The sequence below is a fragment of the Bradyrhizobium sp. HKCCYLRH1030 genome, from assembly GCF_051168395.1.
Taxonomy (GTDB): Bacteria; Pseudomonadota; Alphaproteobacteria; order Rhizobiales; family Xanthobacteraceae; genus Bradyrhizobium.
In genome coordinates this window covers 38,346-64,543 of the sequence record NZ_JBNPUY010000007.1, presented here as the reverse complement: position 1 = coordinate 64,543, position 26,198 = coordinate 38,346, and the positions used below count along the sequence as shown (strand labels likewise).

Annotated in this window: 24 protein-coding genes; 19 read left to right on the top strand and 5 right to left on the bottom strand. The window is 66.2% G+C overall.

Translation table 11 applies throughout. The annotated features are described in order from the left end of the window. The first annotated feature begins 203 nt into the window (after positions 1-203). The 9 genes from ACQR1E_RS20945 (at position 204) to ACQR1E_RS20905 (ending at position 8,801) form a co-directional block, all read left to right on the top strand. Positions 204-1,103, top strand: coding sequence for a LysR family transcriptional regulator (locus tag ACQR1E_RS20945; RefSeq protein ID WP_315751993.1), 900 nt, complete (start codon positions 204-206; stop codon positions 1,101-1,103). Positions 1,104-1,546: 443 nt separating this feature from the next. Then, positions 1,547-2,923, top strand: coding sequence for an MFS transporter (locus ACQR1E_RS20940; protein WP_434863314.1), 1,377 nt, complete (start codon positions 1,547-1,549; stop codon positions 2,921-2,923). Positions 2,924-2,971: 48 nt separating this feature from the next. Further along, positions 2,972-3,997 carry an amidohydrolase family protein gene (locus ACQR1E_RS20935; protein WP_008971778.1) on the top strand — a complete coding sequence of 342 codons (1,026 nt, stop codon included), beginning with the start codon at positions 2,972-2,974 and terminating at the stop codon, positions 3,995-3,997. 17 nt (positions 3,998-4,014) lie between these two features. Next, a complete protein-coding gene (ligK, locus tag ACQR1E_RS20930) occupies positions 4,015-4,710 on the top strand; it encodes a 4-carboxy-4-hydroxy-2-oxoadipate aldolase/oxaloacetate decarboxylase (RefSeq protein ID WP_011925385.1) in 696 nt (231 codons plus the stop codon). Between the two features lie 2 nt (positions 4,711-4,712). Then, positions 4,713-5,651, top strand: coding sequence for an NAD(P)-dependent oxidoreductase (locus ACQR1E_RS20925; RefSeq protein ID WP_315715630.1), 939 nt, complete (start codon positions 4,713-4,715; stop codon positions 5,649-5,651). Positions 5,652-5,659: 8 nt separating this feature from the next. After that, on the top strand, positions 5,660-6,574 hold the full coding sequence (locus ACQR1E_RS20920; protein WP_434897518.1) for an amidohydrolase family protein: 915 nt from the start codon (positions 5,660-5,662) through the stop codon (positions 6,572-6,574). Between the two features lie 12 nt (positions 6,575-6,586). Further along, a complete protein-coding gene (ligA, locus tag ACQR1E_RS20915; RefSeq protein WP_257168873.1) occupies positions 6,587-6,976 on the top strand; it encodes a protocatechuate 4,5-dioxygenase subunit alpha in 390 nt (129 codons plus the stop codon). Beyond that, positions 6,977-7,840 (top strand): class III extradiol dioxygenase subunit beta, encoded by an 864-nt coding sequence (locus tag ACQR1E_RS20910; protein ID WP_315715633.1) that lies wholly within the window; start codon positions 6,977-6,979, stop codon positions 7,838-7,840. It abuts the gene before it with no gap. A 1-nt stretch (position 7,841) separates the two neighbouring features. Continuing rightward, the gene (locus tag ACQR1E_RS20905; protein WP_315751989.1) at positions 7,842-8,801 is read left to right on the top strand and encodes a Gfo/Idh/MocA family oxidoreductase; all 960 of its coding nucleotides are present in this window, start codon (positions 7,842-7,844) and stop codon (positions 8,799-8,801) included. A gap of 58 nt (positions 8,802-8,859) precedes the next feature. Here ACQR1E_RS20905 and ACQR1E_RS20900 read toward each other — a convergent pair whose 3' ends face one another. From ACQR1E_RS20900 to ACQR1E_RS20890, 3 genes are read right to left on the bottom strand one after another with little or no spacing between them, the layout of a single operon-like run. Continuing rightward, the gene (locus ACQR1E_RS20900; protein ID WP_316194528.1) at positions 8,860-10,014 is read right to left on the bottom strand and encodes an ABC transporter substrate-binding protein; all 1,155 of its coding nucleotides are present in this window, start codon (positions 10,012-10,014) and stop codon (positions 8,860-8,862) included. Positions 10,015-10,038: 24 nt separating this feature from the next. Beyond that, complete coding sequence (locus ACQR1E_RS20895; protein ID WP_316194529.1) at positions 10,039-10,890, bottom strand: amidohydrolase family protein; 852 nt, start codon at positions 10,888-10,890, stop codon at positions 10,039-10,041. 24 nt (positions 10,891-10,914) lie between these two features. After that, complete coding sequence (locus ACQR1E_RS20890) at positions 10,915-11,757, bottom strand: shikimate dehydrogenase (protein ID WP_315826459.1); 843 nt, start codon at positions 11,755-11,757, stop codon at positions 10,915-10,917. Positions 11,758-12,008: 251 nt separating this feature from the next. On the opposite strand from ACQR1E_RS20890, the gene ACQR1E_RS20885 reads away from it, so the two are divergent. After that, positions 12,009-13,493 carry an AMP nucleosidase gene (locus tag ACQR1E_RS20885; protein WP_315715638.1) on the top strand — a complete coding sequence of 495 codons (1,485 nt, stop codon included), beginning with the start codon at positions 12,009-12,011 and terminating at the stop codon, positions 13,491-13,493. A gap of 20 nt (positions 13,494-13,513) precedes the next feature. Here ACQR1E_RS20885 and ACQR1E_RS20880 read toward each other — a convergent pair whose 3' ends face one another. After that, positions 13,514-13,837, bottom strand: coding sequence for a winged helix-turn-helix transcriptional regulator (locus tag ACQR1E_RS20880; protein WP_409977936.1), 324 nt, complete (start codon positions 13,835-13,837; stop codon positions 13,514-13,516). Positions 13,838-14,018: 181 nt separating this feature from the next. Here ACQR1E_RS20880 and ACQR1E_RS20875 point away from each other — a divergent pair, with 181 nt between their 5' ends. Next, complete coding sequence (locus ACQR1E_RS20875) at positions 14,019-15,137, top strand: NADH:flavin oxidoreductase (protein WP_315715640.1); 1,119 nt, start codon at positions 14,019-14,021, stop codon at positions 15,135-15,137. A gap of 104 nt (positions 15,138-15,241) precedes the next feature. Here the strand turns inward: ACQR1E_RS20875 and ACQR1E_RS20870 are convergent, their stop codons facing one another. Continuing rightward, a complete protein-coding gene (locus ACQR1E_RS20870) occupies positions 15,242-16,405 on the bottom strand; it encodes a cytochrome P450 (RefSeq protein WP_315767959.1) in 1,164 nt (387 codons plus the stop codon). 133 nt (positions 16,406-16,538) lie between these two features. Here ACQR1E_RS20870 and ACQR1E_RS20865 point away from each other — a divergent pair, with 133 nt between their 5' ends. From ACQR1E_RS20865 to ACQR1E_RS20830, 8 genes are all read left to right on the top strand, one after another. After that, a complete protein-coding gene (locus tag ACQR1E_RS20865; protein WP_315751984.1) occupies positions 16,539-17,459 on the top strand; it encodes a helix-turn-helix domain-containing protein in 921 nt (306 codons plus the stop codon). Positions 17,460-17,631: 172 nt separating this feature from the next. Next, complete coding sequence (gene pobA, locus ACQR1E_RS20860) at positions 17,632-18,804, top strand: 4-hydroxybenzoate 3-monooxygenase (RefSeq protein ID WP_315715643.1); 1,173 nt, start codon at positions 17,632-17,634, stop codon at positions 18,802-18,804. 322 nt (positions 18,805-19,126) lie between these two features. Continuing rightward, complete coding sequence (locus ACQR1E_RS20855) at positions 19,127-20,155, top strand: LacI family DNA-binding transcriptional regulator (protein WP_315826457.1); 1,029 nt, start codon at positions 19,127-19,129, stop codon at positions 20,153-20,155. A 118-nt stretch (positions 20,156-20,273) separates the two neighbouring features. Next, complete coding sequence (gene xylB, locus ACQR1E_RS20850) at positions 20,274-21,722, top strand: xylulokinase (RefSeq protein ID WP_315826456.1); 1,449 nt, start codon at positions 20,274-20,276, stop codon at positions 21,720-21,722. 4 nt (positions 21,723-21,726) lie between these two features. Then, a complete protein-coding gene (xylA, locus tag ACQR1E_RS20845; RefSeq protein WP_315767971.1) occupies positions 21,727-23,049 on the top strand; it encodes a xylose isomerase in 1,323 nt (440 codons plus the stop codon). 46 nt (positions 23,050-23,095) lie between these two features. Further along, positions 23,096-23,851, top strand: coding sequence for an ATP-binding cassette domain-containing protein (locus ACQR1E_RS20840; protein WP_315768001.1), 756 nt, complete (start codon positions 23,096-23,098; stop codon positions 23,849-23,851). Then, positions 23,851-24,948, top strand: coding sequence for an ABC transporter permease (locus tag ACQR1E_RS20835; protein ID WP_315751980.1), 1,098 nt, complete (start codon positions 23,851-23,853; stop codon positions 24,946-24,948). The genes ACQR1E_RS20840 and ACQR1E_RS20835 overlap by 1 nt, the downstream gene beginning before the upstream one ends. A gap of 83 nt (positions 24,949-25,031) precedes the next feature. After that, positions 25,032-25,967 carry a sugar-binding protein gene (locus ACQR1E_RS20830; protein ID WP_315715648.1) on the top strand — a complete coding sequence of 312 codons (936 nt, stop codon included), beginning with the start codon at positions 25,032-25,034 and terminating at the stop codon, positions 25,965-25,967. The last annotated feature ends 231 nt before the right edge of the window (positions 25,968-26,198 follow it).

The following is a 26,198-nucleotide window of genomic DNA, read 5'->3' as shown; positions in this document are numbered from 1 at the left end:
CTGCCGCCGCATCCTCCGCTGTGGTCCCTGCGAACGCAGGGACCCATACCGCGGACGGCCGATTGTCGGAAAAGACTCCGAGTTGCCTTTCGTGCTCAACAATCAGGGCCGGTGGTTATGGGTCCCTGCGTTCGCAGGGACGACAGTCGGGGGTGGGGCGGGCAGCGCGGCAGACTGACGCTTGATGGTCGAGGCGTTCACCCATGAACCTCAAGCAGCTCGAATATTTCGTGCAGGTCGCCGAGCTCGGATCGTTCAGCAAGGCCGCGTCCGTGCTCGACGTCGCGCAGCCGGCGCTGTCGCGGCAGGTGCGGGCGCTGGAATCGGAGTTGAAGCAGCAGCTGTTCGCGCGCAACGGGCGGGGCGTGGCGCTGACCGAGGCCGGCAAGCGGCTGCTCGACCACAGCGTCGGCGTGCTGCAGCTGGTGGCGCATGCGCGCGAAGATCTCGGCGCCAGCCGCGATGCGCCGGTCGGCCGCGTCACCATCGGTCTGCCACCGAGCATCGCGCGGCAATTGACGCTGCCGCTGATCGATCGCTTCCGCAAGGAGTATCCGGCGGCGCGACTGGCCGTCGTCGAGGGGCTGTCGACGCATGTGGTGGAGTGGGTCACCACCGGACGCATCGACGTCGGCATGGTCTACAATCCGGAAGCCCAGCCCGGCATCGAGATCACGCCGGTGCTGCAGGAGCCGTTGGCGCTGGTGAGCCACGCGCCCAAGGGCAAGCGCCGCGTCACCGCGCCGCTGCCGATGGCCGAGCTGTCCCGCTACCAGCTGATCATGCCGGAGCGGGTGCACGCGATGCGGCGCCTGCTGGAGACGCAGGCGGCGCTCGCCGGCATCAAGCTCGACATCGCCTGGGAGGTGTCGAGCGTGCCCTCGATCATCGATCTCGTCTGCGCCGGCTACGGCCACGCCGTGCTGACCCCGAGTGGCGTCGCCGCCTCGGGCCGCGCCAGCGAGCTCGCCATCCGCCCACTGACCGAGCCCGCCCCGACCAGCGTGCTGTGCTTCGTCACCTCGGCACACAAGCGCCCGACGCCGCTGGTGCAGCAGACGATCAAGCTGGCGACCGCGCTGATCCGGAAGCTACCGCGGTAACTGAAGCACTCTGTATCCGCTCTACCGGTGCCCACCCTCCCCTGGAGGGGGAGGGTCGCTCGCGGGCGAGCGGGGTGGGGTGGGGTGGGGTGAAGCCATGGACACCGGTGCATCTGGAGAGATCACCCCACCCCGGCTCACTTGCGCTGCGCTCAAGTGAGCCGACCCTCCCCCTCCAGGGGAGGGTGGAGAGCGGGCGTCCACGTGGTGCGCAATCCGCAGCCCAGACCCGTTGAGACCCATTCTAAAATCAGCATGGCTCATCTGATATTTTATGCCGTTTCGGAATAGCTGATAGAAGCCGGGCGGCGCTGGCGCGTCCGGGCTCGCTCGGTCACATACCCTGTCGGGCCGCCGAAGCCGCAGGAACCGACCGCGCGAGAAACGTGCGCCCGCCGATCTCGGTCAACGAGCAAGAACAGCACCCCAAGGAAGCAGAAGCGATGCCAACGACCGCCCGTGTCGACGTCCAGGCCTTTCTCGACGACCACCCCTTTTCCGGCTTCCAGTGGCTGATCTTCGCGCTCGGCTTCGTCATCGTGCTGCTCGACGGCTTCGACACCGCGGCGATCGGCTTCATCGCGCCGTCGCTCCTGAAGGAGTGGGGCATCGAGAAATCGGCGCTGGGACCGGTGCTGAGCGCGGCGCTGTTCGGTCTTGCCGGCGGGGCGCTGTTCGCGGGGCCGATCGCCGATCGTCTCGGCCGCAAGCTGGTGCTGGTCGGCTCCGTGCTGGTCTTCGGCATCGCCTGTCTGGCCTCGGCGTTCGCGACCAACCTCACCGAGCTCACCGTGCTCCGCTGCGTCACCGGCATCGGCCTCGGTGCCGCCATGCCGAATGCCGTGACCCTGCTCAGCGAGTACTGTCCGGGCCGGCTGCGCGCGACCATGACCAACCTGATGTTCTGCGGCTTTCCGCTCGGCGCGGCCTGCGGCGGCTTCCTCGCGGCGTGGATGATCCCGCAATGGGGCTGGCGCAGCGTGCTGGTGCTCGGCGGCGTCACGCCGCTGGTGCTGACCGTGCTGCTGATCGCGATCCTGCCCGAGTCGGTGCACTACCTGCTGTCGCGCGGCGCGAGCGTCGAGCGCGTCCGCAAGGTGATGCGCCGGATATCGGCTGCAGCCTCCGATGTCGGCCAGTTCGTGATGCTGGAGCCGGAGCACGCCGAGACCACCCGGCGCGTCAACGCGACTGGCATCGGCATGGTGCTGTCGCCGGTGCTGCGCGTCGGCTCGGTGATGCTGTGGGTCACCTATTTCATGGGGCTCGTGATCTTCTACTCGCTGATCAACTGGATGCCGGTCCTGTTCAAGGATGTCGGGCTCAATCCGCAGACCGCGACCCTGATCTCGGCGCTGTTCCCGCTCGGCGGCGTCGGCGCGGTGTTCTTTGGCCTGCTGATGGACCGCTTCAACGCCAACCGCATCGTCGCGGTCGGCTACGCCCTGACCGCGGTGACGATCTTCCTGATCGGGCAGGCGGTCGGCAACATGGGCTTCCTGGTAGTGATCGTGTTCGTCGCCGGCGTCGTCATGAACACGGCGCAGTCGTCGCTGCCGGCGCTGGCCGCCTCCTTCTATCCGACCCAGGGCCGGGCCACCGGCGTGGCCTGGATGATGGGCATCGGCCGCTTCGGCGGTATCGCCGGCTCATTCCTGGTCGCCGAGCTGACCGCGCGCCACCTGACCTTCAGCGAGATTTTCACCGTGATCGCGGTTCCCGGCTTGATCGCGGCGCTCGCCCTTGTGGTAAAGCAGGTCGTGGGACCGGGAGGCCGCGGCAGCGGCGAGGATGTCGGCTCCGCCGTGGTGGCGCATTGAGCGGCGCGCGCCACCGCAAGACACAGAAGCTTTGAGGGAGAGACTGACGTGATCATCGACGTGCACGGCCATTACACGACGGCTCCGAAGGCGCTGGAAGAGTGGCGCAACCGGCAGATCGCGGGCATCAAGGATCCGTCCGTCATGCCGAAGGCCTCCGAGCTCAAGATCAGCGACGACGAGCTGCGCGAGAGCATCGAGAGCAACCAGCTCAAGAAGATGAAGGAGCGCGGCAGCGACCTCACCGTGTTCTCGCCGCGCGCGAGCTTCATGGCTCACCACATCGGCGACTTCCAGGTGTCCTCGACCTGGGCCGCGATCTGCAACGAGCTGTGCTACCGCGTCAGCAAGCTGTTCCCGGACAATTTCATCGGCGTCGCGATGCTGCCGCAGTCGCCGGGCGTCGACCCCAAGACCTGCATTCCCGAACTGGAGAAGTGCATCAAGGAATACGGCTTCGTCGGCATCAACCTCAACCCGGATCCCTCGGGCGGCCACTGGACCTCGCCGCCGCTGTCGGACCGGCACTGGTATCCGATCTACGAGAAGATGGTCGAGCTCGACATCCCCGCGATGATCCACGTCTCGACCAGCTGCAACGCCTGCTTCCACACCACGGGCGCACACTACCTCAACGCCGACACCACCGCGTTCATGCAGTGCCTCACGTCGGACCTGTTCAAGGACTTCCCGACGTTGAAGTTCCTGATCCCGCATGGCGGCGGCGCGGTGCCGTATCACTGGGGCCGGTTCCGCGGCCTCGCCCAGGAGCTGAAGAAGCCGCTGTTGAAGGATCACCTGCTCAACAACATCTTCTTCGATACCTGTGTCTATCACCAGCCGGGCATCGACCTGCTCACCGGCGTGATCCCGATCGACAACATCCTGTTCGCGTCGGAAATGATCGGCGCCGTCCGTGGCATCGACCCGGAGACCGGCTTCTACTACGACGACACCAAGCGCTATATCGAGGCCGCCAAGCTGACCCCCGAGCAGCGCCACCAGATCTATGAAGGCAATGCACGGCGCGTGTTCCCGCGGCTCGACGCCGCGTTGAAGGCCAAGGGCAAGTAATCTAAAGGGCAGGCGATATGAGCACCCCCATGAACAATCTCGGCATCGTCAAGACGAAGATCACCCGCGCCGACAAGGCAGCGGTGGAGAAGCTGTCCAAGTTCGGCGTCGCCACCATCCACGAGGCGATGGGCCGCGTCGGTCTGATGCAGTGCTACATGCGCCCGATCTATCCGACGGCGAAAATGTGCGGCACGGCCGTCACCGTGCTGCTGCAGCCCGGCGACAACTGGATGCTGCATGTTGCGGCCGAGCAGATCCAGCCCGGCGACGTCGTCGTCGCCGCCTGCACGGTCGAGAACACCGACGGCTTCTTCGGCGATTTGCTGGCGACCAGCTTCCGCGCCCGCGGCGCCCAGGGCCTCGTGATCGACGGCGGCGTGCGCGACGTTGCTGATCTGACTGAGATGCAGTTCCCGGTGTTCTCGCGCGCCATCTCGGCTCGCGGCACCGTCAAGGCCACGCTCGGCTCGGTCAACATCCCGATCGTCTGCGCCGGAGCTGCCGTCAATCCGGGTGACGTGATCGTCGCCGATGTCGACGGCATCGTCGTGGTGCCGGCCGCGGTCGCCCACCAGGCAGCCGACGCCGCTGCTGCGCGCGAGGCCAACGAGGCCGACAAGCGCGAGAAGCTCGCGTCCGGCGTGCTCGGCCTCGACATGTACAAGATGCGCGAGCCGCTGGCGAAGGCCGGGCTCAAATACATCGATTGAGCATGACCGCGGCGTCCAACCCAAATCCTTCGAACCGATGGCATGTCGGGCTGATCGGCTACGGCGAGGTCGGCAAGATCCTCGCCGAGGATCTGCGCAAGGACGGCGTGCGCGTCTCGGCCTATGACGTCAAGCTGGCCGACTCGCGCGGCGACGCGATGCGTGACCACGCCGACAGCATCGGCGTGACGCTGGCCGCATCGCATGCGGAGCTGGCGGCGGAGGCCGACTTCATCGTCTCCGCGGTGACCGCCAGCCAGGACGTGGCCGTCGCCGAGGCCTGCGCTGCAGCCATCAAGCCTGGCGCGTGGTTCCTCGACTTCAACTCGGCCTCGCCCGGCGCCAAGCAGCGCGCCGCCGCGCTGATCGACGGCGCCGGCGGCCGCTATGTCGAGGGCGCGGTCATGACCTCGGTGCCGCCGTATCGCATCAAGGTGCCGCTGCTGCTCGGCGGCGCCGGCGCGCGCGAGTTGGCGCCGCTGCTCAACGATCTTGGCTTCGCCGCCAAGCCCGCCAGCGACAAGCTCGGCGTCGCCTCGGCGACCAAGATGTGCCGCAGCATCATGATCAAGGGCCTCGAGGCGATGGTGATCGAGAGCTTCACCACCGCGCGCGCCTATGGCGTCGAGGACGCGGTGCTAGCTTCGCTGCAGGAGACGTTCCCCGGCATCGACTGGGAGAAGCAGGGCGCCTATTTCTTTCAGCGCGTGATCGAGCATGGCCGCCGCCGCGCCGAGGAGGTGAGGGAGGTTGCCGAGACCGTGCGCGACATCGGGCTGACGCCGTGGTCGGCGGAAGGCACCGCCGAGCGCCAGGCCTGGGTCGCCGATCTCGCCGATGGCGGCCTGTTCGGCACCCGCGGCACCAAGGAATTCGCGCGCAGCCCGGACTGGCGCACCGAGGCCGATCGCATTCTCAACAAGATCAAGTCCAAGGAGTAGGGAACCTCATGGAGTTCCAGAAGACCCCGGGATGGCTCGATTGGTATGACGGCCCGTCGAAGCCGCGCTTCAAGGTGCCGGCCGGCAGTGTCGATGCGCATTGCCACGTGTTCGGCCCCGGCGCCGAATTCCCCTATGCGCCCGAGCGCAAGTACACCCCGTGCGACGCCTCCAAGCAGCAGCTCTATGCGCTGCGCGACCATCTCGGCTTTGCCCGCAACGTCGTGGTGCAGGCGACCTGTCACGGCGCCGACAACCGCGCCATGGTCGATGCGCTGGTGCATTCGAACGGCAAGGCCCGCGGCGTTGCCACCGTCAGGCGCAGCGTCAGCGACGCCGAGCTGCAGGCGATGCACGACGCCGGCGTGCGCGGCGTCCGCTTCAATTTCGTCAAGCGTCTGGTCGACTTCACGCCGAAGGACGAGCTGGTCGAGATTGCCAACCGCATCAACAAGCTCGGCTGGCATGTGGTGATCTATTTCGAGGCCGTCGACCTGCCGGAGCTGTGGGACTTCTTCACCTCGCTGCCGACCACCGTGGTCGTCGACCACATGGGTCGCCCCGATGTCACCAAGCCGGTCGACGGTCCGGAGTTCGAGCTGTTCGTGAAGTTCATGCGCGAGCACGGCAACGTCTGGTCCAAGGTGAGCTGCCCGGAGCGTCTCTCGGTCAAGGGACCGCCGGCGCTGAATGGCGAGCAGAACGCCTATCGCGACGTGGTGCCGTTTGCGAAGCGCATCGTCGAGACCTTCCCGGATCGCGTGCTGTGGGGCACCGACTGGCCGCATCCGAACCTGAAGGACCACATGCCCGACGACGGCCTGCTGGTCGACTTCATTCCGCATATCGCCGTCACCGCGGAGCTGCAGCACAAGCTCCTGGTCGACAACCCGATGCGGCTGTACTGGCCCGACGAATCCTGAAGGAGGGAAGCGATGTCGCTCGACAAACCCTATACCGACGTTCCCGGCACGACCATCTTCGACGCGGACATGTCGCGGATGGGCTATCACCTCAACCAGTTCTGCATGTCGCTGATGAAGGCGGAGAACCGCGCCCGCTTCAAGGCCAATGAGCGCGCCTATCTCGACGAATGGCCGATGAGCGAGGAGCAGAAGCAGGCGGTGCTCGACCGCGACCTCAACCGCTGCATTGCGCTCGGCGGCAACATCTACTTTCTCGCCAAGATCGGCGCGACTGACGGCAAGAGCTTTCAGCAGATGGCCGGCAGCATGACCGGCATGACCGAAGACCAGTACCGCGAGATGATGATCAAGGGCGGCCGCTCGGTCGAGGGCAACCGCTACACCGGGGAGAAGAAGTAAATGGCCCATATCTCCGCAAGCGTCTTCACCTCGCACGTCCCGGCGATCGGCGCAGCCCTCGACCTCGGCAAGACCGGCGAGGATTATTGGAAGCCGGTCTTCGCCGGCTACGACTTCGCCAAGCAGTGGGAGAAGGAGCAGAAGCCGGACGTCGTATTCCTGGTCTTCAACGACCATGCGACCGCCTTCAGCCTGGACATGATTCCCACGTTCGCGATCGGCACCGCGGCTGAATATCAGCCGGCCGACGAGGGCTGGGGCCCGCGCCCGGTCCCCAAGGTGATCGGGCATCCGAAGCTCGCCGCGCACATTGCGCAGTCGGTGATCCAGGACGATTTCGACCTCACCATCGTCAACAAGATGGACGTCGATCACGGCCTCACCGTGCCGCTCAGCCTGATCTTCGGCCAGGTCGATGCCTGGCCGTGCCCGGTGATCCCGTTCGCCGTCAACGTCGTGCAATATCCGGTGCCGTCCGGCCGCCGCTGCTTCATGCTCGGCAAGGCGATCCGCAAGGCGATCGAGAGCTATGACGAGCCGCTCAACGTGCAGATCTGGGGCACCGGCGGCATGAGCCACCAGCTGCAGGGGCCGCGCGCCGGCCTGATCAATCGCGAATGGGACAACATGTTCCTGGACAAGCTGATCAACGATCCGGAAGGCCTGTCCAAGGTGCCGCATATCGAGTACGTCCGCGAGGCCGGCAGCGAGGGCATCGAGCTCGTGATGTGGCTGATCGCGCGCGGCGCCATGAGCGACGTCAACGAGACCAAGAAGGGCAACGCGCCGACCGTGCGTCACCGCTTCTATCATGTGCCGGCGAGCAACACGGCCGTCGGCCATCTGATCCTGGAGAACAACTGATATGGCCAAGACCATCAAGGTCGCGCTCGCCGGCGCCGGCGCCTTCGGCATCAAGCATCTCGACGGCATCAAGAACATCGACGGGGTCGAGGTGGTGTCGCTGGTCGGCCGCCGCTTCGACCAGACCAAGGAAGTCGCCGACAAATACGGTATCAAGCACGTCTCGACCGAGCTCGCCGACAGCCTCAAGCTGCCGGAGGTCGATGCCGTCATCCTCTGCACGCCGACCCAGATGCATGCGGCGCAGGCGATCGACTGCCTCAAGGCCGGCAAGCATGTCCAGGTCGAGATTCCGCTCGCCGACTCGCTGAAGGACGCGCAGCAGGTGGTGGAGCTGCAGAAGGAGACCAAGCTGGTCGCGATGTGCGGCCACACCCGCCGCTTCAATCCCAGCCACCAGTTCGTGCACAAGAAGATCAAGGCCGGCGAATTCCACATCCAGCAGATGGATGTGCAGACCTACTTCTTCCGCCGCACCAACATGAACGCGCTGGGCCAGCCACGCAGCTGGACCGACCATCTGCTGTGGCACCACGCCGCCCACACCGTCGACCTGTTCGCCTATCAGGCGGGCTCGCCGATCGTGAAGGCCAATGCGATCCAGGGTCCGATCCACCCGACCCTGGGCATCGCCATGGACATGTCGATCCAGCTCAAGGCCGCCAATGGCGCGATCTGCACGCTGTCGCTGTCGTTCAACAATGACGGCCCGCTCGGCACCTTCTTCCGCTACATCGGCGACACCGGCACCTACATTGCCCGCTACGACGATCTGGTGAACGGCAAGGAAGAGAAGATCGACGTCTCCAAGGTCGACGTCTCCATGAACGGGATCGAGCTGCAGGACCGCGAGTTCTTCGCCGCGATCCGCGAGGGCCGCGAGCCCAACGCCTCCGTGGCCCAGGTGCTGCCCTGCTACCAGGTGCTGCACGATCTCGACGTGCAGCTCGCCAAGGGCTGATACTTCTTCCCTCCTTGCGCGCGTTGCGCGTGAGGAGGGCTTCTACGATGGCGCAGATCTACGGCGCCTTGGACGGCTTCAGCTTCGGCAGCGTCGCGACGATCTTCTGCTTGCCGTCGACGATCTCGGCCAGGAAGCTCTCACGGTCGATGTCGCCGTTCTGGTCCCAGCTTGCCTCCATCAGCATGCCCGGCGCCTTGTCCGGCGTCAGCGTCAATCCCTTCATGGTGGCGCCGAAAGCGTGGCCGTCGAACTTGCCGATCATCTCGGTCACGTATTTGACGAGATAGACCGCGGTATAGCCCTTGATGCCGTTATGGTCGGGCCAGTAGCGGTAGCGCTCGTTGAACTTCTTCGCAAAGGCCTGGATGGCAGGAATGGGCGCATCCGCGCTCAGGCCGACATGGCCGCGCACGCCGTTGGCGGCGGGGCCTGCGAGCTCCACGACCTTCTGGCTGAGCAGCGTTGTCTCTCCGAACAGCGGCACCGACAATCCCTGACGTTTGGCCTCGATCAGGAAACGCGCGCTTTCTTCCTCGTTGGTGTAGACGAAGATCGCGTCGGCCTTGACGTTCTTCAGCTTGATGACGTCGGAGCCGAAATCGACCTGGCCCTGTTCGGTCGAGATGTCCGACACCACCTCGATGCCGCGGGCCTTCATCTCCTTGACGAAGCTGTCGCGGCCGCCTTTGCCGAAATCGTTGTTCACCCAGACCACCGCGACGGACTTCACGTTCAGCTGGTCATGCAGATAGTTGGCGATCTTCGGCATGCTGAACTGCTGGCCGAAGGCGGTGCGGAAGATCCAGGGATTGCCTTGCGTCGTGATATCGGCGGCCTCGGCGCCGACGATCTGCGGCACCTCGGCCTGCTGCGTCAGCGCCATGTTGACCTTGACCGAGCCCGAATAGATCGGCCCCAGCACTACATAGGGCTCGCGGTCGAGCACCTTCTGCACCTGGGCCCGGGAGACGCCGGGATTGCTCTGGGTGTCGAGGTGCTCGGTCGCAATCTTGCGGCCGAGAATGCCTCCGGCATTGTTGATCTCGTCGACCGCCAGGGCGACGCCATCGCGCCAGTTCGTGCCCGACACGGCTCCGGGGCCGGACAGCTCGACGACATCGGGAATGTAGACGGTGTTCTCTGCCCAGGCCAAACCCGCCCACAGTGCCATGGCGGCCGCCAAGCCGCTCAATCTTCCCAGATGCCTCATGACGTCCTCCCGATTGTTTTTTGCTTATGATGATGAACTTGCGGGTGCCTCTGCAAAACCCAGTAGTCGCGACGGCGTTCGCCATAGCAGCCGGTGCTGATCGTCCGGGTCCGGAAAGATCTCGGTAATGCCGGCCAGCAGCGGCCCGTAGTCGAGGCGTTCGGGCGCGCGCAGGAACGGCCAATCGGAGCCCCACACGCAGCGGTCGAGCGTGAAGGCCTCGACCAGCGCGGCGATGAACGGCCATGTGTCGGCGTACGGATAGGGCTGGCGCGCGAATTTGTAGTAGCCGGACAGCTTCACATGCGCGTCGCGGTCGCGGCCGAGCGCGAGCAGGGCCTGGAAGGATGGGCGTCGCAGCCCATGCTCCACGGCAGGCCGGCCGCAGTGATCGAACACGAGGCGGACCGTCGACCGCTCGATGAGGGGCAGCAGGTCGAGCAACTGATCCTGCTCGACCTGGACCTGCAGAAACAGATCGAGGTCGGTCAGCTTGTCCAGCAGCGGCGCGGCGTCGCGGTAATAGTCGGTGCCGTGAAACGGCACGTTGAACGCGATGCCGATGACGCCAGCGGCCTTCAACCGCTCCAGTTCTCCGATGTCGACGTCCTTCTCGACGACCGCAACGCCCTTGAACCTGCCATCTCCGAGCCTGAGCGTGTCGAGCAGGATGCGGCTGTCGGAGCCATAGCCGGAATTGGTCGCAACGATCAGCGCGTGCCGGACGTCGAAGACGTCGAGCACGCGAATGAGATGCGCGGCGGGCGCGATTTCCTGGCCGGTCGGACGATAGGGCGTATCCGGCGCGTAGGGGAAGCGCGCGGGATCGATGGTGTGGAGGTGGCAATCGATCCTGGGGCCTGCCGGAAGTGCCATGGTCGAGCCTTCTCTGACAGACGCTCAGAACGTCGCCTGAATGGCCTTGATCAGTTCGGGCGTTACGTCGGGCAGCACGCCGAACCAGGCCTGGAAAGCGAGACGCGCCTGGTTGAGCAGCAGGCCGAGCCCGTTGACCGTCGTGCAGCCGCGCGCGCGCGCATCCGCGAGGAAGGGCGTTTCGAGCGGTGTGTAGATCAGGTCTGCGACGAGCGTCGTCGCGGACAGCCGCCCCAGGTCGATCTCCAATGCGGGCTTTCCGATCATGCCGCGATCGGTGCTGTTGATGAGCAGGGCGACATCGGCGACTGCCGCCGAACGATCATCCCACGCCACCGTGCTGATGGCCGTCCCGAATTCGGCTGCGATGGCCTGCGCCTTCTCGGTGGTGCGGTTGCAGATGCGGATGTCGCGGGCACCATTCTCCAGCAGCGCCACAACGACCGCGCGCGCTGCACCGCCGGCCCCGAGCAAGAGAACAGGGCCTTCGTCGGCGCGCCAGTTCGGCCTGGCATCGCGCAGGCTCTGGACAAAGCCGTTGCCGTCATTGTTGAAGCCGCTCAGCGTGCCATCCGCTTCGACCACGATCGTGTTCACGGCGCCGATGCGTCGTGCGGTGTCGTTGACCCGGTGCAGCAGCGGCATCGCCGTCTGCTTGTGCGGCATGGTCACGTTGCAGCCGCGGAATCCGAGCGCCACCAGCCCAGCCAGCGCATCCTTCAGCCGCTCCGGCTGAACCGCGAGCGGGACGTAGGCGCCGCGCAGGCCGTGCGCGTTGAGCCAGAAATTGTGGATCGTGGGCGAGCGGGAATGAGCGACGGGCATGCCGATGACGCCAGCCAATCCGAATCCATTCGCTTGCGACATGCTGCGCGATGACCTCCCTTTTCAGATATCGACCTGTTCCGGCCAATGTGAAACCGTCTTATGAGCAATGACGCGCACAGGCAATTGAAACATTCGGCCACAAATCCTTGTCGCAATGCAGCGCATCATGGCTCAACGTCCAGTTCATGGGCGTCGTCGCGTGACCCGCCCCCCTGGGCAAAGCCAGGGGTGATTTCTATGATTGCGCAAGTCTGCCTCGACGACCGTCCGCCGGATACAAAGGATCGCCATTGACTGTCCAATCTCCGCCACCCGTGGCAACAGAAACCTTCACCGACGCGGCCGCCGCGGTGGCCCGGCTCGAAGAGATCTACGAGCGCAATACCGCTTTCCTGCGCGGCCATTTCGAGGCCTATGCCAACGGCGTCGTGCCGGCGACACGGATCCGCGCCACCTATCCCTTCGTGCGGCTGACCACCGCAAGTCACGCCCGGCTCGACTCGCGTCTCGCCTATGGCTTCGTCGCGGGGCCCGGCGTGCACGAGACCAGCGTCACGCGGCCGGACCTGTTCCGCTCGTACCTGACCGAGCAGATCCGTCTGTTGATCGAGAATCATGGCGTGCCGGTCGAGATCGGCGAGTCGGCCGAGCCGATCCCGGTGCATTTCGCCTACCGCCGCGACATCAACATCGAGACGGCGCTTCCGCACCACGAGAGCCCGCTGGTGACGCGCTCGCTGCGCGACGTGTTCGACGCTCCGGATCTTGCGACCATGGACGATGCGATCGCCGACGGCACGCTCGGACTGAAGCCCGGCATGCCCGAGCCGCTGTCGCTGTTTCGCGCCGCGCGCGTCGACTACTCGCTGCGCCGGCTCTATCATTATACGGGCACCGACCCGGACCATTTCCAGAACTTCGTGATCTTCACGAACTATCAGTTCTATGTCGACGCCTTCGCGGATTGGGGCCGCCAGCAACTGGCGGCCGGGCAGGGCGCAGCCGAGGCCTTCGTCGAGCCGGGCAACGTCATCACCCGCAATGCCCGTCTCGGCGGCGGCACCACCGGCTCCGCGCCGGCGCGCACGCCGCAGATGCCGGCGCTTCATCTCGTCGAGCCGGGGCACCAGGGCATCACGCTGATCAACATCGGTACTGGTCCGTCGAACGCGCGTAACGTCACCGACCACATCGCGGTGCTGCGGCCGCATGCCTGGCTGATGGTCGGCCACTGCGCGGGCCTGCGCAACACGCAGCGGCTCGGCGATTACGTGCTGGCGCACGGCTATGTCCGCGAGGACCATGTGCTCGACCAGGAGCTGCCACCCTGGGTGCCGATCCCGGCGCTCGCCGAGGTGCAGGTCGCGCTCGAGGAGGCCGTGGAGACGGTCACCGGCTATTCCGGGTTCGAGCTGAAGCGGGTGATGCGCACGGGCACCGTGGCCAGCGTCGACAACCGCAATTGGGAGATCTCCGGCCCGGCCGTCATCCATCGCCTCTCGCAGTCGCGCGCCATCGCGCTCGACATGGAGTCGGCCACAATCGCCGCCAACGGCTATCGTTTCCGCGTGCCCTACGGCACCTTGCTCTGCGTCTCCGACAAGCCGCTGCATGGCGAGATCAAGCTCGCCGGCATGGCGAGCGACTTCTATCGCCAGCGTGTCGGCCAGCATCTCCAGATCGGGCTGAAGGCGCTGGAGCTCTTGAAGCATCAGGAGTCGGAGCGGCTGCATTCGCGCAAGCTGCGCAGCTTCGCGGAGGTGGCCTTCCAGTAGCGGCCTTTGGCCGCCTGGGATCAGCGACTCCGGCGCTCGTCGAAGGCCTGCCGGGCCTGCTCGACCTCCGGCATCTTGGCGATGGTCCAGGCATAGAGCGCGCGGAACGGTGGCTGCAGGGTACGGCCGAGCGGCGTGATCTCGTACTGAACCGCGACCGGCGAGTCCGCGATCACCTCGCGGGCGACGAGGCCGTTGCGCTCGAGCCGGCGCAGGCATTGCGTCAGCGCCTTCTGGGTGACGCCCTCGAGCTGCTTCTTGATCGCGTTGAAGCGCAGTGGACCGGAGTCCAGCACGGCCAGCACCATCATCGACCATTTGTCGGCGATCTGGTCGATCAGCACCCGGCTCGGACATTCCGACGAGAAGTGCTGCGGCTTGCAGCGGAGCGGGGCGGTCTGTGATGTCGATGCGGCGGTCACGACAGCAGTTTCCTCCGATATACCTGAGCGACTTCGGGTGCCTGATTGACTTCAGGTTTACGAAGTATACTGGAGCGGTTCCGAACGCAATGGAGCCCCCTGAATGTCCGACCTCGATACCAGCGTGCTGTTTCGTCCGTTTCGCCTGAAGTCGCTGGAGCTGAAGAACCGCATCGTCATGGCGCCGATGACCCGCAACGCCGCGCCGAACGGCGTTCCCGGCGAGGCCAACGCTGCCTATTACCGCCGCCGCGCCGAAGGTGGCGTGGGGCTGATCCTCACCGAGGGCACGGTCGTCAACCGCCCGGCCTCGCGCAACGAGCCCAATATTCCCTTCTTCCACGGCGATGCCGCGCTGGCCGGCTGGCAGAACGTGGCGAGCGCCGTGCACACCGCCGGCGGCCGCATCGCGCCACAGATCTGGCACACCGGCTCGACCAAGGGCATGAGCCGCTGGGAGCCCGATGCGCCGGTCGAGAGCCCATCCGGGCTGGTTGCGCCCGGCAAGCCGCGCGGCAACGCGATGACCGAGAACGACATCGCCGACACCGTTGCCGCATTCGCGCAAGCCGCGGCCGACGCCAAGCGCACGGGCTTCGACGCCGTCGAGATCCATGGTGCGCACGGCTATCTGGTCGACGAGTTCTTCTGGTCCGGCACCAACCAGCGCGAGGACCGCTATGGCGGCGCCACCATCAAGGAGCGCTCCCGCTTTGCCGGCGAGATCGTCGCCGCGATCCGCAAGGCGGTGGGTCCCGATTTCCCGATCATCCTGCGCGTCAGCCAGTGGAAGCAGCAGGACTATGCGGCGCGCCTCGCCGAGACGCCGGCGCTGATGGCCGACTGGCTGCAGCCGCTGGTCGCGGCCGGCGTCGACATCCTGCACTGCTCGCAGCGCCGCTTCTGGGAGCCGGAATTCCCGGACGTCGACGGCGAGAAGGGCCTGAACTTCGCCGGCTGGGCCAAGAAGATCACGGGCGCCGCGACCATCAGCGTCGGCTCGGTCGGCTTGTCCGATGAATTCTTCTCGGCCTTCGCCGGCAAGCCGTCGACGACGGCCGATCTCGATGCGCTGCTGGAGCGCATGGCCAGGGAGGAGTTCGACCTGATCGCGGTCGGCCGCGCGCTGATCAGCGATGCCGAATGGGTCGCCAAGATCAAGGCCGGCGACAAGGCGGGCCTGAAGGGCTTCAGCGCAGCGGATCTCGGCGCGCTGGTTTGAGCTGTTGTAGACCCATTGGTGCCCCTCGTCCGGCGTAAGCGGGGCGAGGGGGGCGTACCGTCAGCGAGGCGCGAGCGCGAGCCTGCCATTAGTCCTCGCGATGACTAATGCACCGTCAGCTCGAGATACATCGGGCTGCGGAAGGTCGAAGACGGCATCCAGGGCAGTTGCTCCTGGGTGCGGCGATAGTCCGGCACGACCTTGTGCAGCTCGTCGAACGCGATCTTGATCGCCATGCGCGCGATCGCCGATCCCAGACAGGCGTGCACGCCGCCGCCGAAGCCGAGATGGCCGCGTGGCTTGCGCCTGATGTCATAAACATCCGGATTGGGAAACTGCCGCTCGTCGCGGTTGGCGGAGCCGTAGGCGAGGCAGACGAAATCGCCCTCGCGCATGGTCTGGCCGTGCAGGGTGACGTCCTTCTGCAGGCAGCGGCGGAAGCGCTGCGCCGAGGTGTTGTAGCGCAGTGACTCTTCCACGGCGTCCGCCATCAGGTCGGGATTGGCGACGACCGCCCGGCGCGCCTCCGCGTGATCGGCGAGATTATACGCCAGCATCGTCATGAAACCGCCGAGCGACTCGATGCCGGCCATGATCAGCGTGGTCGTCGTCAGCAGCACCTCGCGCTCGTCGAGCTTGTCGCCGTCGATCTCGGCCATGCTGAAGTGCGAGATCAGGTCGTTCTGCGGCCGCGCGCGGCGCTCCGCGATGATGCCGGCCGCATAGTCCTGCATCCAGTTGTAGGCTGCGATGTGCTGCGGTCCCTTGGCGCGGCTCACCGGATCGCTCTGCACCATCAGCACCGCCTTGTCGCGCACCGTCTGCTCGTCGCCGAGCGGCAGGCCGAGCGCGGCGAACAACACGCGCACGGTGAATTTCGACGAGAATGCCTCGATGAAGTCGAACCGGTCCTGGCCGCGCAGCGCCTCGGCGCAGTCGCGCGCGATGTCGCGGATCGGGCCTGACAGGCTCTCCAGATTGCGCTTCATGAAGGCATGCTGGACGAGGCCGCGCAGCCGGTCGTGGCGCGGCGGGTCGGTGGTGCCGAGCGTCGCGCCGGCACGGTTCGGCAGCTCGGTCATCAGGTTGCCCTTGGCCGACGAATAGGTCTGCCAGTTCGTTCCGGCCGCCGCCACATCGGCATAGCGCGACAGGATCCACACCTGGGCCTGCGGGCTCCAGAAGCAGGGGTGTTCGTCGCGCAGCGTCTTGTAGAACGGGAACGGGTCGGCATCGACCGCAGGCGAATACGGGTCGAACGCGAACATGTTGGGCCTCCTCTCCATTGAGTGTGGTCGTTGTTGTTCTTTTCATTGATCTAGCCGAGCCGTGGCCGCGGCGTGAGACACGAAAGCCGGCCAAGACTTGTACTTTTCCGACATTCAGGGTTAGCTCTCGCTCATGCCCCGCTTTCGCACCAAGCCGTCGATCCCCGCGTTCGCGCTGTACGGCGAAGCGTCGGCCGCGCAGCCGGACATGCTGCATGTCGAGCCGATCCAGGTGCGCAGCAAGCTGTATCGCTGGGAGATCGAGGCGCACACCCATCAGGGCCTGCACCAGATCCTCTGGGTCGGCTCCGGCCCGGCCGAGATCGCCTTGGACGAAAGCCGCGAGCGCTGTGCCGGCCCGGTCGCCGTGATCATTCCCCCCGGCGTCGTCCATGCCTTCCGCTTCTCGCGCGACACCGACGGCTATGTGCTGACGTTCAATCCGCGGGCGGTGGTCGAGGGCGACGTGCCGGCGACCGGCGAGGCGTTGCGCGACTTGTTCGCAACCGCGCAGATCCTGCATCTCGACGCACAGGCGGTCGCGACGCGGCGCATCGCCGCGCTGTTCGTCGACCTCGCCGACGAGTTCGCCGCCGCCGATTCCGCGGCCTCGCCGGTTCCGCACTGGCTCGGTCGCTCGATCGTGTGGCGGCTGGCGCAGCAGAGCGCGCGGCAGTCGCAAGGCGCGCGGCGCGGCAGCGGGCATGCCGCGCTGTTCACCCGCTTCATCGTGCTGGTCGAGGCGCATCACCGCGATCACTGGTCGGTGGCGCGCTACGCCGACGAACTCGGCATGACGCCGGAGCGGCTCAATCGGTTGACGCGGGCCGAGACCGGTCAGTCCGCGCTCGACATCGTGCATGCGCGGCTCGCGCGCGAGGCGTGCCGGCGGCTCACCTATATTGCGGCGCCGGTGTCGAAGCTGGCGTTCGAGCTCGGCTTCAAGGACCCGGCGTATTTCTGCCGCTTCTTCAAGCGGCACACCGGGGCGAGCCCGCGCGACTATCGGCGTGCGATGGGCGTCGGAGACGACGCGGCGCCGCCGGCAGGCTGATCGGCGCCGCCCCATGCCATTGCAGCGTTCGTTGTGCATCGCAGCATGGTGTCGGAAAAGTGCAAGAGAATGCCGCGTCCATCCAAGTGATCCCTGCGCATTCCTTGCTAAAATCCGCGACTGAAAAGCATACCCAACAAGCCTGCGTCTGCGAATCCGGGAGAACACGCCCATGAAAGTCCAAGTCTGCATCATCGGCGGAGGCCCGTCGGGCCTGATGCTGTCGCAGCTCCTGCATCTGCAGGGCATCGATACGATCATCCTGGAGAAATCCAGCCGCGACTACGTGCTGTCGCGCATCCGTGCCGGCGTGCTCGAGCACGGCTTTGCCGAGCTGATGCGCGAGGCGCAGTGCGGCGAGCGCATGGACCGCGAGGGCGAGATCCATCACGGTTTCTACATCGCCCATGACGGCAAGCTCGATCGCGTCGACCTGCACAAATATTCCGGCGGCAACTCGGTGATGGTCTATGGCCAGACCGAGTTGACGCGCGATCTCTACGAGGCCCGCGACAAGCTCGGCGGCAAGGTCGTGCACAACGCGGCCGACGTGACGCCGCACGACATCGCTTCCGACAAGCCCTTCGTCACCTACCGTCAGGACGAGGAGGTCGTCCGCATCGACTGCGACTACATCATCGGCGCCGACGGCTTTCATGGCGTCAGCCGCAAGTCGATCCCGCACGACAAGCTGACGGAATACGAGCGGGTGTACCCGTTCGGCTGGCTCGGCGTGCTCTCCCGCACCAAGCCGGTGTCGCCGGAGCTGATCTATGCCAAGCACGAGCGCGGCTTTGCGCTGTGCTCGCTGCGTTCGCAGGTGCTGAGCCGGTACTATGTCCAGGTGCCGCTCACCGACAAGGTCGAGGACTGGAGCGACGACGCGTTCTGGGAGGAGCTGAAGCGCCGGCTGCCGGCGGAGATCGCTGGCCGTCTGATCACCGGGCCCTCGATCGAGAAGAGCATCGCGCCGCTGCGCAGCTTCGTCGCGGAGCCGATGCGCTACGGCAGGCTGTTCCTGGCCGGCGACGCCGCCCATATCGTGCCGCCGACCGGCGCGCGCGGGCTGAACTCGGCTGCGTCCGACATCTACTATCTCTATCATGCGCTGCTCGACCACTACAAGAAAGGCGACGATCGCGGCATCGACGGCTACTCGCAGCGGGCGCTGGCGCGGATCTGGAAGGCGCAGCGCTTCTCCTGGTGGATGACGACGCTCTTGCATCGTTTCCCCGACCGGCTGTCCTACGACGACAGACTGCAGGACACCGAGCTCGCCTATCTGTTCTCGTCCGAGGCCGCGCAGCGGTCGCTGGCAGAGAACTATGTCGGGCTGCCGTTCTGAGCGAGGTCAACGCGACGCAGTTCGCCTGCGCTGCTTGATCGCATCACGCATCAGCAGCCTCGCTGTCGTCCCGGCGAACGCCGGGACCCATACCCAGGGAGCGGTTTGAGGCAGGCTGGCGATTGGCTTTGTGCCCATCCGCCTGCGGCTGCTTCGGCTGGTGCAACTTCGCTCAGCTCGAGATGGAGGGGGCAGACGATCGGGGACGCGCTGTCGGGATTGGCGCCGGCTGCCTCAGTCTGTCGGCTTCCCCGCCCGCCCTCAAAAATGAGTTGCGTACCTCAAAAACCGCGCTATGGTCCTCAACCCAAAGGGGAGGAGCATGAACGCGCCGCTGACATTGCGGGATATTGCGCGGCAGGCGGGCGTGAGCCTCGCCACTGTGGATCGCGTGCTGCACAACCGGCCCGGCGTGCGCCCGGATACGGTGCGACGCGTCAAGGACGCGATGGAGCGCAGCGCGTTCCAGCCGCATGCGGCGGCCTCCGAACTCGCCCGTGCCCGCGCGCGGCGCTTTGCCTTCGTGATGCCGTCCGGCGCCAATCCCTTCATGCAGCAGATTCAGGCGCATCTCGGCGATCTGACGAGCTGGATGGCCGCGCGCCGGCTCACGGTCGATGTGGTCACGACGGACGTGTTCGATGCGGCCGTGCTGGCCGCGAAGCTCGAGCAGCTCGTCGGTCAGGTCGACGGCGTCGCGGTGGTGGCGCTCGATCATCCGAGCGTGCGCGCGGCGATCAACGATCTCGTCGAGTCCGGCGCCAAGGTGGTGACGCTGGTGTCGGACGTGCCGTCGTCGCGACGGCATCATTATGTCGGCATCGACAACATCGCCGCCGGCCGCACCGCGGGCGCGCTGGTCGGACGCTTCGCCGGCGGCAAGGCGGGGCGGGTCGCGATCATGGCCGGCTCGCAAAGCCTGCGCGATCATGCCGAGCGCATCTTCGGCTTCGGCCAGGTCCTCGCGGCGGAGTTTCGGCAACTTGAGGTTTTGCCGGTCGCTGAGGGGCATGACGTGGACGATCGCTCAGAGCACCTCATGCGCAAGCTGCTGACCGAGCATCGTGACATCGTCGGGCTCTACAATGTCGGCGCTGGCACGGCCGGCGTCGCCAAGGCGCTGACCGAGTCGGGGCGCGCCGACGACATCGTGTTCGTCGGCCACGACGTGACGGCACTGACGCGCAAGCTGCTGTTGAACGGCGTGATGGACGCGGCGATTTCGCAGAACCCGGGACACGAGGCGCGCTCCGCGGTGCGCGTGCTCCTCGCGCTGGCGCGCGGCGAGCCGATCCTGAGCGAACAGGAGACGATCCGCATCGACATCGTGATGCGGGACAATCTGCCGTGAGCGGATGGCCGCGATAACGCGGTCGGCCCGAACACGGAATGAGAAACGACCGAGGCGCTGGTCTCGAGGCGACGGCAGATCGCCGAAGCGCCTTGCGGTCGGTGGGAGGAGTGGAGACGTGTTTCTCGGACTGGATGTGGGCACATCCGGCGTGAAGGCCGTGCTGGAGGACGAGACGGGCGCGCTGATCGCGAGCGCCGCGCGGCCGCTGGCGCTGTCGCATCCGCAGCCGCTGTGGTCCGAGCAGAATCCGGATCACTGGGTCGAGGCCGTCATCGGCGCGGTCGATGATCTCGCGCGGGAGCGTCCGCGCGAGACCGCTGCCGTCAGCGGCATCGGCCTGTCCGGCCAGATGCACGGCGCGACCTTGCTGAACCGCACCGGTCGGCCGCTGCGGCCGGCGATCCTGTGGAATGACGGCCGCTCGCAGGCCGAATGCGCCGAGCTCGAACGCCGCTGTCCCGAACTGCATGCCATCGCAGGCAACCTCGCGATGCCCGGCTTCACCGCGCCGAAGCTCGTCTGGGTGGCGAAGCACGAGCCGAAGATATTTGCCGAGGTCGCGAAGGTGCTGCTGCCGAAGGCCTATGTGCGCTATCGGCTGTCCGGCGAGATGGTCGAGGACATGTCGGATGCGGCCGGCACCCTGTGGCTCGACGTCGGCGCGCGGCGCTGGTCGGAGAAACTGCTGGCGGCGACCGGGCTCGGTCTCGATCACATGCCGCGCCTCGTCGAGGGCAATGAGCGCAGTGCCGTGTTGTCGCCCGAGCTGGCGCGGCGCTGGGGCATGGGCGCTGACGTCGTGATCGCGGGCGGCGCCGGCGACAACGCGGCGAGCGCAATCGGGCTCGGCGCCATCACGCCCGGCGATGCGTTCCTGTCGCTCGGCACATCAGGCGTGCTGTTCCGGGTGACCGACCGCTTCGCGCCGGCGCCGGAAGCGGCCGTGCATGCGTTCTGCCATGCGCTCGGCGGTCTCTGGCATCAGATGGGCGTGATGCTGTCGGCCGCGGCCTCGCTGGCGTGGCTGGCGCGCCTTCTCGAGACGCCGGAAGCCGCACTGCTGGCGCCGCTCGGTATCAGCGTCGAACGTCCGAGCCCGGTGCAGTTCCTGCCTTATCTCGACGGCGAGCGCACGCCGCACAACGATGCCCATGCCGCCGGCGCCTTGGTCGGCCTGCGCAGCGCAGCCGGCCGCGGTGATCTCGTGCAGGCGGTGCTGGAGGGCGTGGCGTTTGCCTCACGCGACATGTTCGCCGCGCTCGCGCGCAGCGCGCAGCCGATCACAGAGCTCGATCTCGTCGGCGGCGGCTCGCGCTCTTTGTTGTGGGCGCAGATCATGGCCGACGTGCTCGGCGTCACCGTGCACCGGGTCGAGGAGGGCGAGGTCGGCGCCGCCATCGGCGCCGCGCGGCTCGGCCGTCTTGCCGCGACCGGCGCAGCACCGGCCGATGTCTGCCGCAAGCCGCAGCGGCTGCAGAGTTTCGAACCCCGCGCGCCGCAGCGCGCGGCATATGACGCCGCCTACGCGCAATGGCGCAAGCTCTATCCTGCTCTCAAGGAGTAACGTCGTGAACGTCCAGGCCCCCTTCTTCCAGACCGGCGCGACCGTCAGCTATGGCGGGCCCGAGTCACGCAGCCCGCTGTCGTTCCGTTGGTACGACAAGGATCGCGTCATCCGGGGCAAGCGGATGGAGGATCATCTGCGCTTCGCGGTCTGCTACTGGCATTCGTTCTGCTGGCCGGGCAGCGATCCGTTCGGCGGCGAGACCTTCCTGCGGCCGTGGCAGCATGGCGACGACGCGATGGCGATGGCGCGGGCCAAGGCCGACGTGGCGTTCGAATTGTTCCGGCTGCTCGACGTGCCGTTCTTCACCTTCCACGACGTCGATGCAGCGCCGGAAGGCGCGACGCTGAAGGAGTCGGTTGCCAATCTCAATGCGATCGGCGATCTGTTCGAGCAGAAGATGGCGTCTGCCAAGGTGCGGCTGCTGTGGGGCACCGCCAATCTGTTCTCGCATCGCCGCTACATGGCGGGCGCCGCGACCAATCCGGATCCGGACGTGTTCACCTACGCGGCGGGACAGGTGCGTGCCGCACTCGAGGTGACGCATCGTCTCGGCGGCGCCAACTACGTGCTGTGGGGCGGCCGCGAGGGCTACGAGACGCTGCTCAACACCGACATGAAGCGCGAGCTCGACCAGCTCGGCCGCTTCGTCGCGCTGGTCGTCGAGCACAAGCACAAGATCGGCTTCAAGGGCCCGCTGCTGATCGAGCCGAAGCCGAAGGAGCCGACCAAGCACCAGTATGATTTCGACGTCGCCACCTGCTACGGCTTCCTGCAGCGCTATGACCTTTTGAACGACGTCAAGCTCAATATCGAGCAGAACCACGCCATCCTCGCCGGTCATTCGTTCCAGCACGAGATCGCGCTGGCGCAGGCGCTCGGCGTGTTCGGCTCCCTCGACATCAACCGCGGCGACGATCTGCTCGGCTGGGACACCGACCAGTTCGCGATGAACGTGCCGGAGCTGGCGCTGGTGTTCCACGACATGCTCAAGGGCGGCGGCTTCACCACGGGCGGGCTGAATTTCGACGCCAAGATCCGCCGGCAGTCGATCGATCCGGATGACCTGCTGCACGCCCATGTCGGCTCGATGGATGCCTGCGCGCGGGCGCTGATCGCCGCCGACGAGATGCTGACCGACAGTGCGCTGACCGCGCCGCTGGCGCGGCGCTACGCCGGCTGGGACGGCGACGAGGGGCAGGCGATCCTCGCCGGCCGCCGCTCGCTCGCCGAGCTCGCCGACCGCGCCGTCAACACCGGCCTCGATCCGCAGCCGCGGTCCGGCCGGCAGGAATATCTCGAAAGCGTGGTGAACCGCTATGTCTGACGACAGCAACCTGCGCACGATGACGAATGACGCTGAGCGCGCCGTGATGAGCACCGCCGCGCAGCCGGTCCTTGAGCTGAAGGGCATCGGCAAGCAGTTCGGCGCGATCCGCGCGCTGCAGGGCGTGGATCTTTCGATCGGCTCCGGCGAGGTCGTCGGCCTGATGGGCGATAACGGCGCCGGCAAGTCCACGCTGGTGCGGATCATCGCCGGCAATTTTCCGCCGAGCCAGGGCACGATCCATTTCGGCGGCCGCGAGGTGCATTTCCATCGCCCGATGGATTCGCGCAGCGTCGGCATCGAGGTCGTGTACCAGGACCTCGCGCTCGCCAACAACCTCACGGCAGCGGCCAACGTGTTTCTCGGCCGCGAGCTGAAGCGCAATTTCGGCCCGCTGGTGCTGCTCGACCACAAGGGCATGGAGGCGCGCGCGCTGGAGCTGTTTCGCGAGCTGCGCTCCGAGACGCGGCCGCACGATCTCGTCAAGGACATGTCGGGCGGCCAGCGCCAGGCGGTGGCGATCGCGCGGACGCGGCTGTCCAACGCCAGACTGGTGATGATGGACGAGCCGACCGCGGCGATCTCGGTGCGCCAGGTCGAGCAGGTGCTGAGCCTGATCCATCGCCTGAAGGAACAGGGTATAGCCGTCATCCTGATCTCGCACCGCATGCCTGACATCTTCGCGGTGTGCGATCGCGTCGTGGTGATGCGCCGCGGCGAAAAGAAGGCCGACAAGCCGGTCGGCGAGACCAGCCCCGAGGAAGTGACCGCGCTGATCACTGGCGCCAAGGAGGCGGCGTGATGTCCGTTCCATCCGAGACCAGCTCCGCCGGCACCGACGTCACCTTCACCAATGTCGGCGTCATCAGATGGTGGCACCGCGGCGTGTTCGCCTCGCAGACGGCCTACGTTACGCTGGCGCTCATCGCCCTCATCATCGTGATGAGCTTCGCCAGTCCCTATTTTCTGACCGAAGGCAATCTGCAGAACGTCGCCAAGAACTTCTCCTTCATCGCCATCGCGACGCTCGGCATCACCTTCGTCATCATTACCGGCGGCATCGACCTGTCGGTCGGCTCGATGATGTGTTTCGCGGCGATGATCACCTCGATGGTGATGACGACGCTATCGACGCCGGGGATGCCGCTGTCGTCGCTGTTCGTGCATCTCGCCGCGGACGGCAAGACCGTGGTCGCGAACGTGCCCGGCCTGATCCTGATCGTCTCGGTGCTGGCAGGCCTGGCGGTTTCGCTGGTGGTCGGCCTGATCAACGGCGTCTGCATCGCCTTGCTCGGGCTGTCGCCGTTTGTGACCACGCTCGGCATGCTGTCGATCGTGCGCGGCCTCAGCTACGTGATCTCGAACGGCAAGGGCAGCTTCCCCGGCGGCCCCGACGCCGATTATTTCTATGCGCTGACGCAGGGCGATGTGTACGGCGTGCCTGCGCCCTTCATCTATCTCATCGTGCTGGCGCTGGTGATGGCGCTGGTGCTGCACCACACCGCGTTCGGCCGCCACGTGTTCGCGATCGGCGGCAACGAGAAGGCCGCGGAGCTCACCGGCGTCTCCGTGCCCCGGGTGAAGATCGAGGTCTATGTGATCGGCGCGCTTGCCGCCGGCCTGCAGGGCATCATCATCTCGGGCTGGCTCGGATCGGCGCCCGCGAACATGGCGACGTCCTACGAGCTCAACGTGATCGCCGCGGCCGTGATCGGCGGCGCCAACCTCGCCGGTGGTCTCGGCGGTCCGCTCGGCGCCATCGTCGGCTGCGTCCTGCTCGAGGTGATCCGTAACGGGCTGGTGCTGGCGCAGGTCAACTCCTACTGGCAGCAGACCCTGGTCGGCGTGATCATCATCGCCGCCGTGCTTGTGGATCGTATCCGCGCGCGCCTGCTGTGACGAATACTGGCCGGGGTGACAATCGCGTCTATCCTCACCCGGAACAGACAATGATCAGGGATAGACATGGAGGAGGGAAACCCATGAAGAAGCTGCTCTATGCGGTCGCATCGCTCGCGATTTTGATGGCCCCGGCGCAGGCCGAGACCAAATACCGCTTCGCCATCGTGCCGAAGGCGATGAACAATCCGTTCTTCGACGTCGCGCGCGACGGCTGTCTGAAGCGCGCCAAGGAGCTCGGCAATGTCGAGTGCATCTACAAGGGCCCGGTCGAGCACGAGCCGGCCACGCAGGCGCAGATCATCCAGGACTTCATCACCCAGAAGGTCGACGGCCTCGCCATCTCGGTCGCCGACGTTCCATCGATGACGAAATCGATCGAGGCGGCGACGGCGGCCGGCATTCCCGTCATCACCTTCGACGCCGATGCGCCGGGCTCGAAGCGCATTGCCTATATCGGTACCAACAACAAGGACTTCGGCCTCGCGCTCGGCAAGCAGCTCCGCGAGCTCCGGCCTGAGGGCGGCAAGTACGCCGTCGTCTCCGGCGGTCCCGGCGCCAAGAACCTTGCCGAGCGCGTCGACGGCGTGCGCGAGGCGCTGAAGGGCTCGAAGTGGACGGAAGTGGCGGGCTCGCCGACCTTCTGCAACGACGATCCCGCGCTCGCCGTGCAGCAGATGGCCGATCTGCGCACCGCGACGCCGGATCTCGGCGCCATCGTGCCGATCGGCGGCTGGCCGATGTTCGCGCCCGAGGGCTACAAGGCCTTCGTCAACAAGAACCGCAAGGACATCGACGCTGGCAAGCTGACGCTGGTCGTTGCCGATACGCTGAAGATGCAGCTCGAGCTGCTGCGCGACGGCTATTCCAACGCGCTGACCGGCCAGCGTCCGTTCGAGATGGGCGAGAAGGCGATGGACACGCTGCTCGCGATCAAGAAGGGCGAGAAGGTGCCGGAGGTGATCTACACCGGCCTCGACCTCGTCACCAAGGACAACGTCGCCAAGCTTTTGAACTGAGTTCCTCCCGGGGAAAACCTGGCGGTCCGGCAACCGGCTTCGGCCGGCGGCTGGGCCGCCCTTTTTTGTTTGGGGATGCTTTTGGTACCCACGGACTGGACATGACGGCTGTGATCAATCGAAACGCTGCGGCGTACTGGATGCCCTGCTTGCGCAGGCAACGACGACAGAGGCTGGAGCGGCTGCCTGCACTCGACTACGGTCACAATTGACAGACGGAAATATCTGACT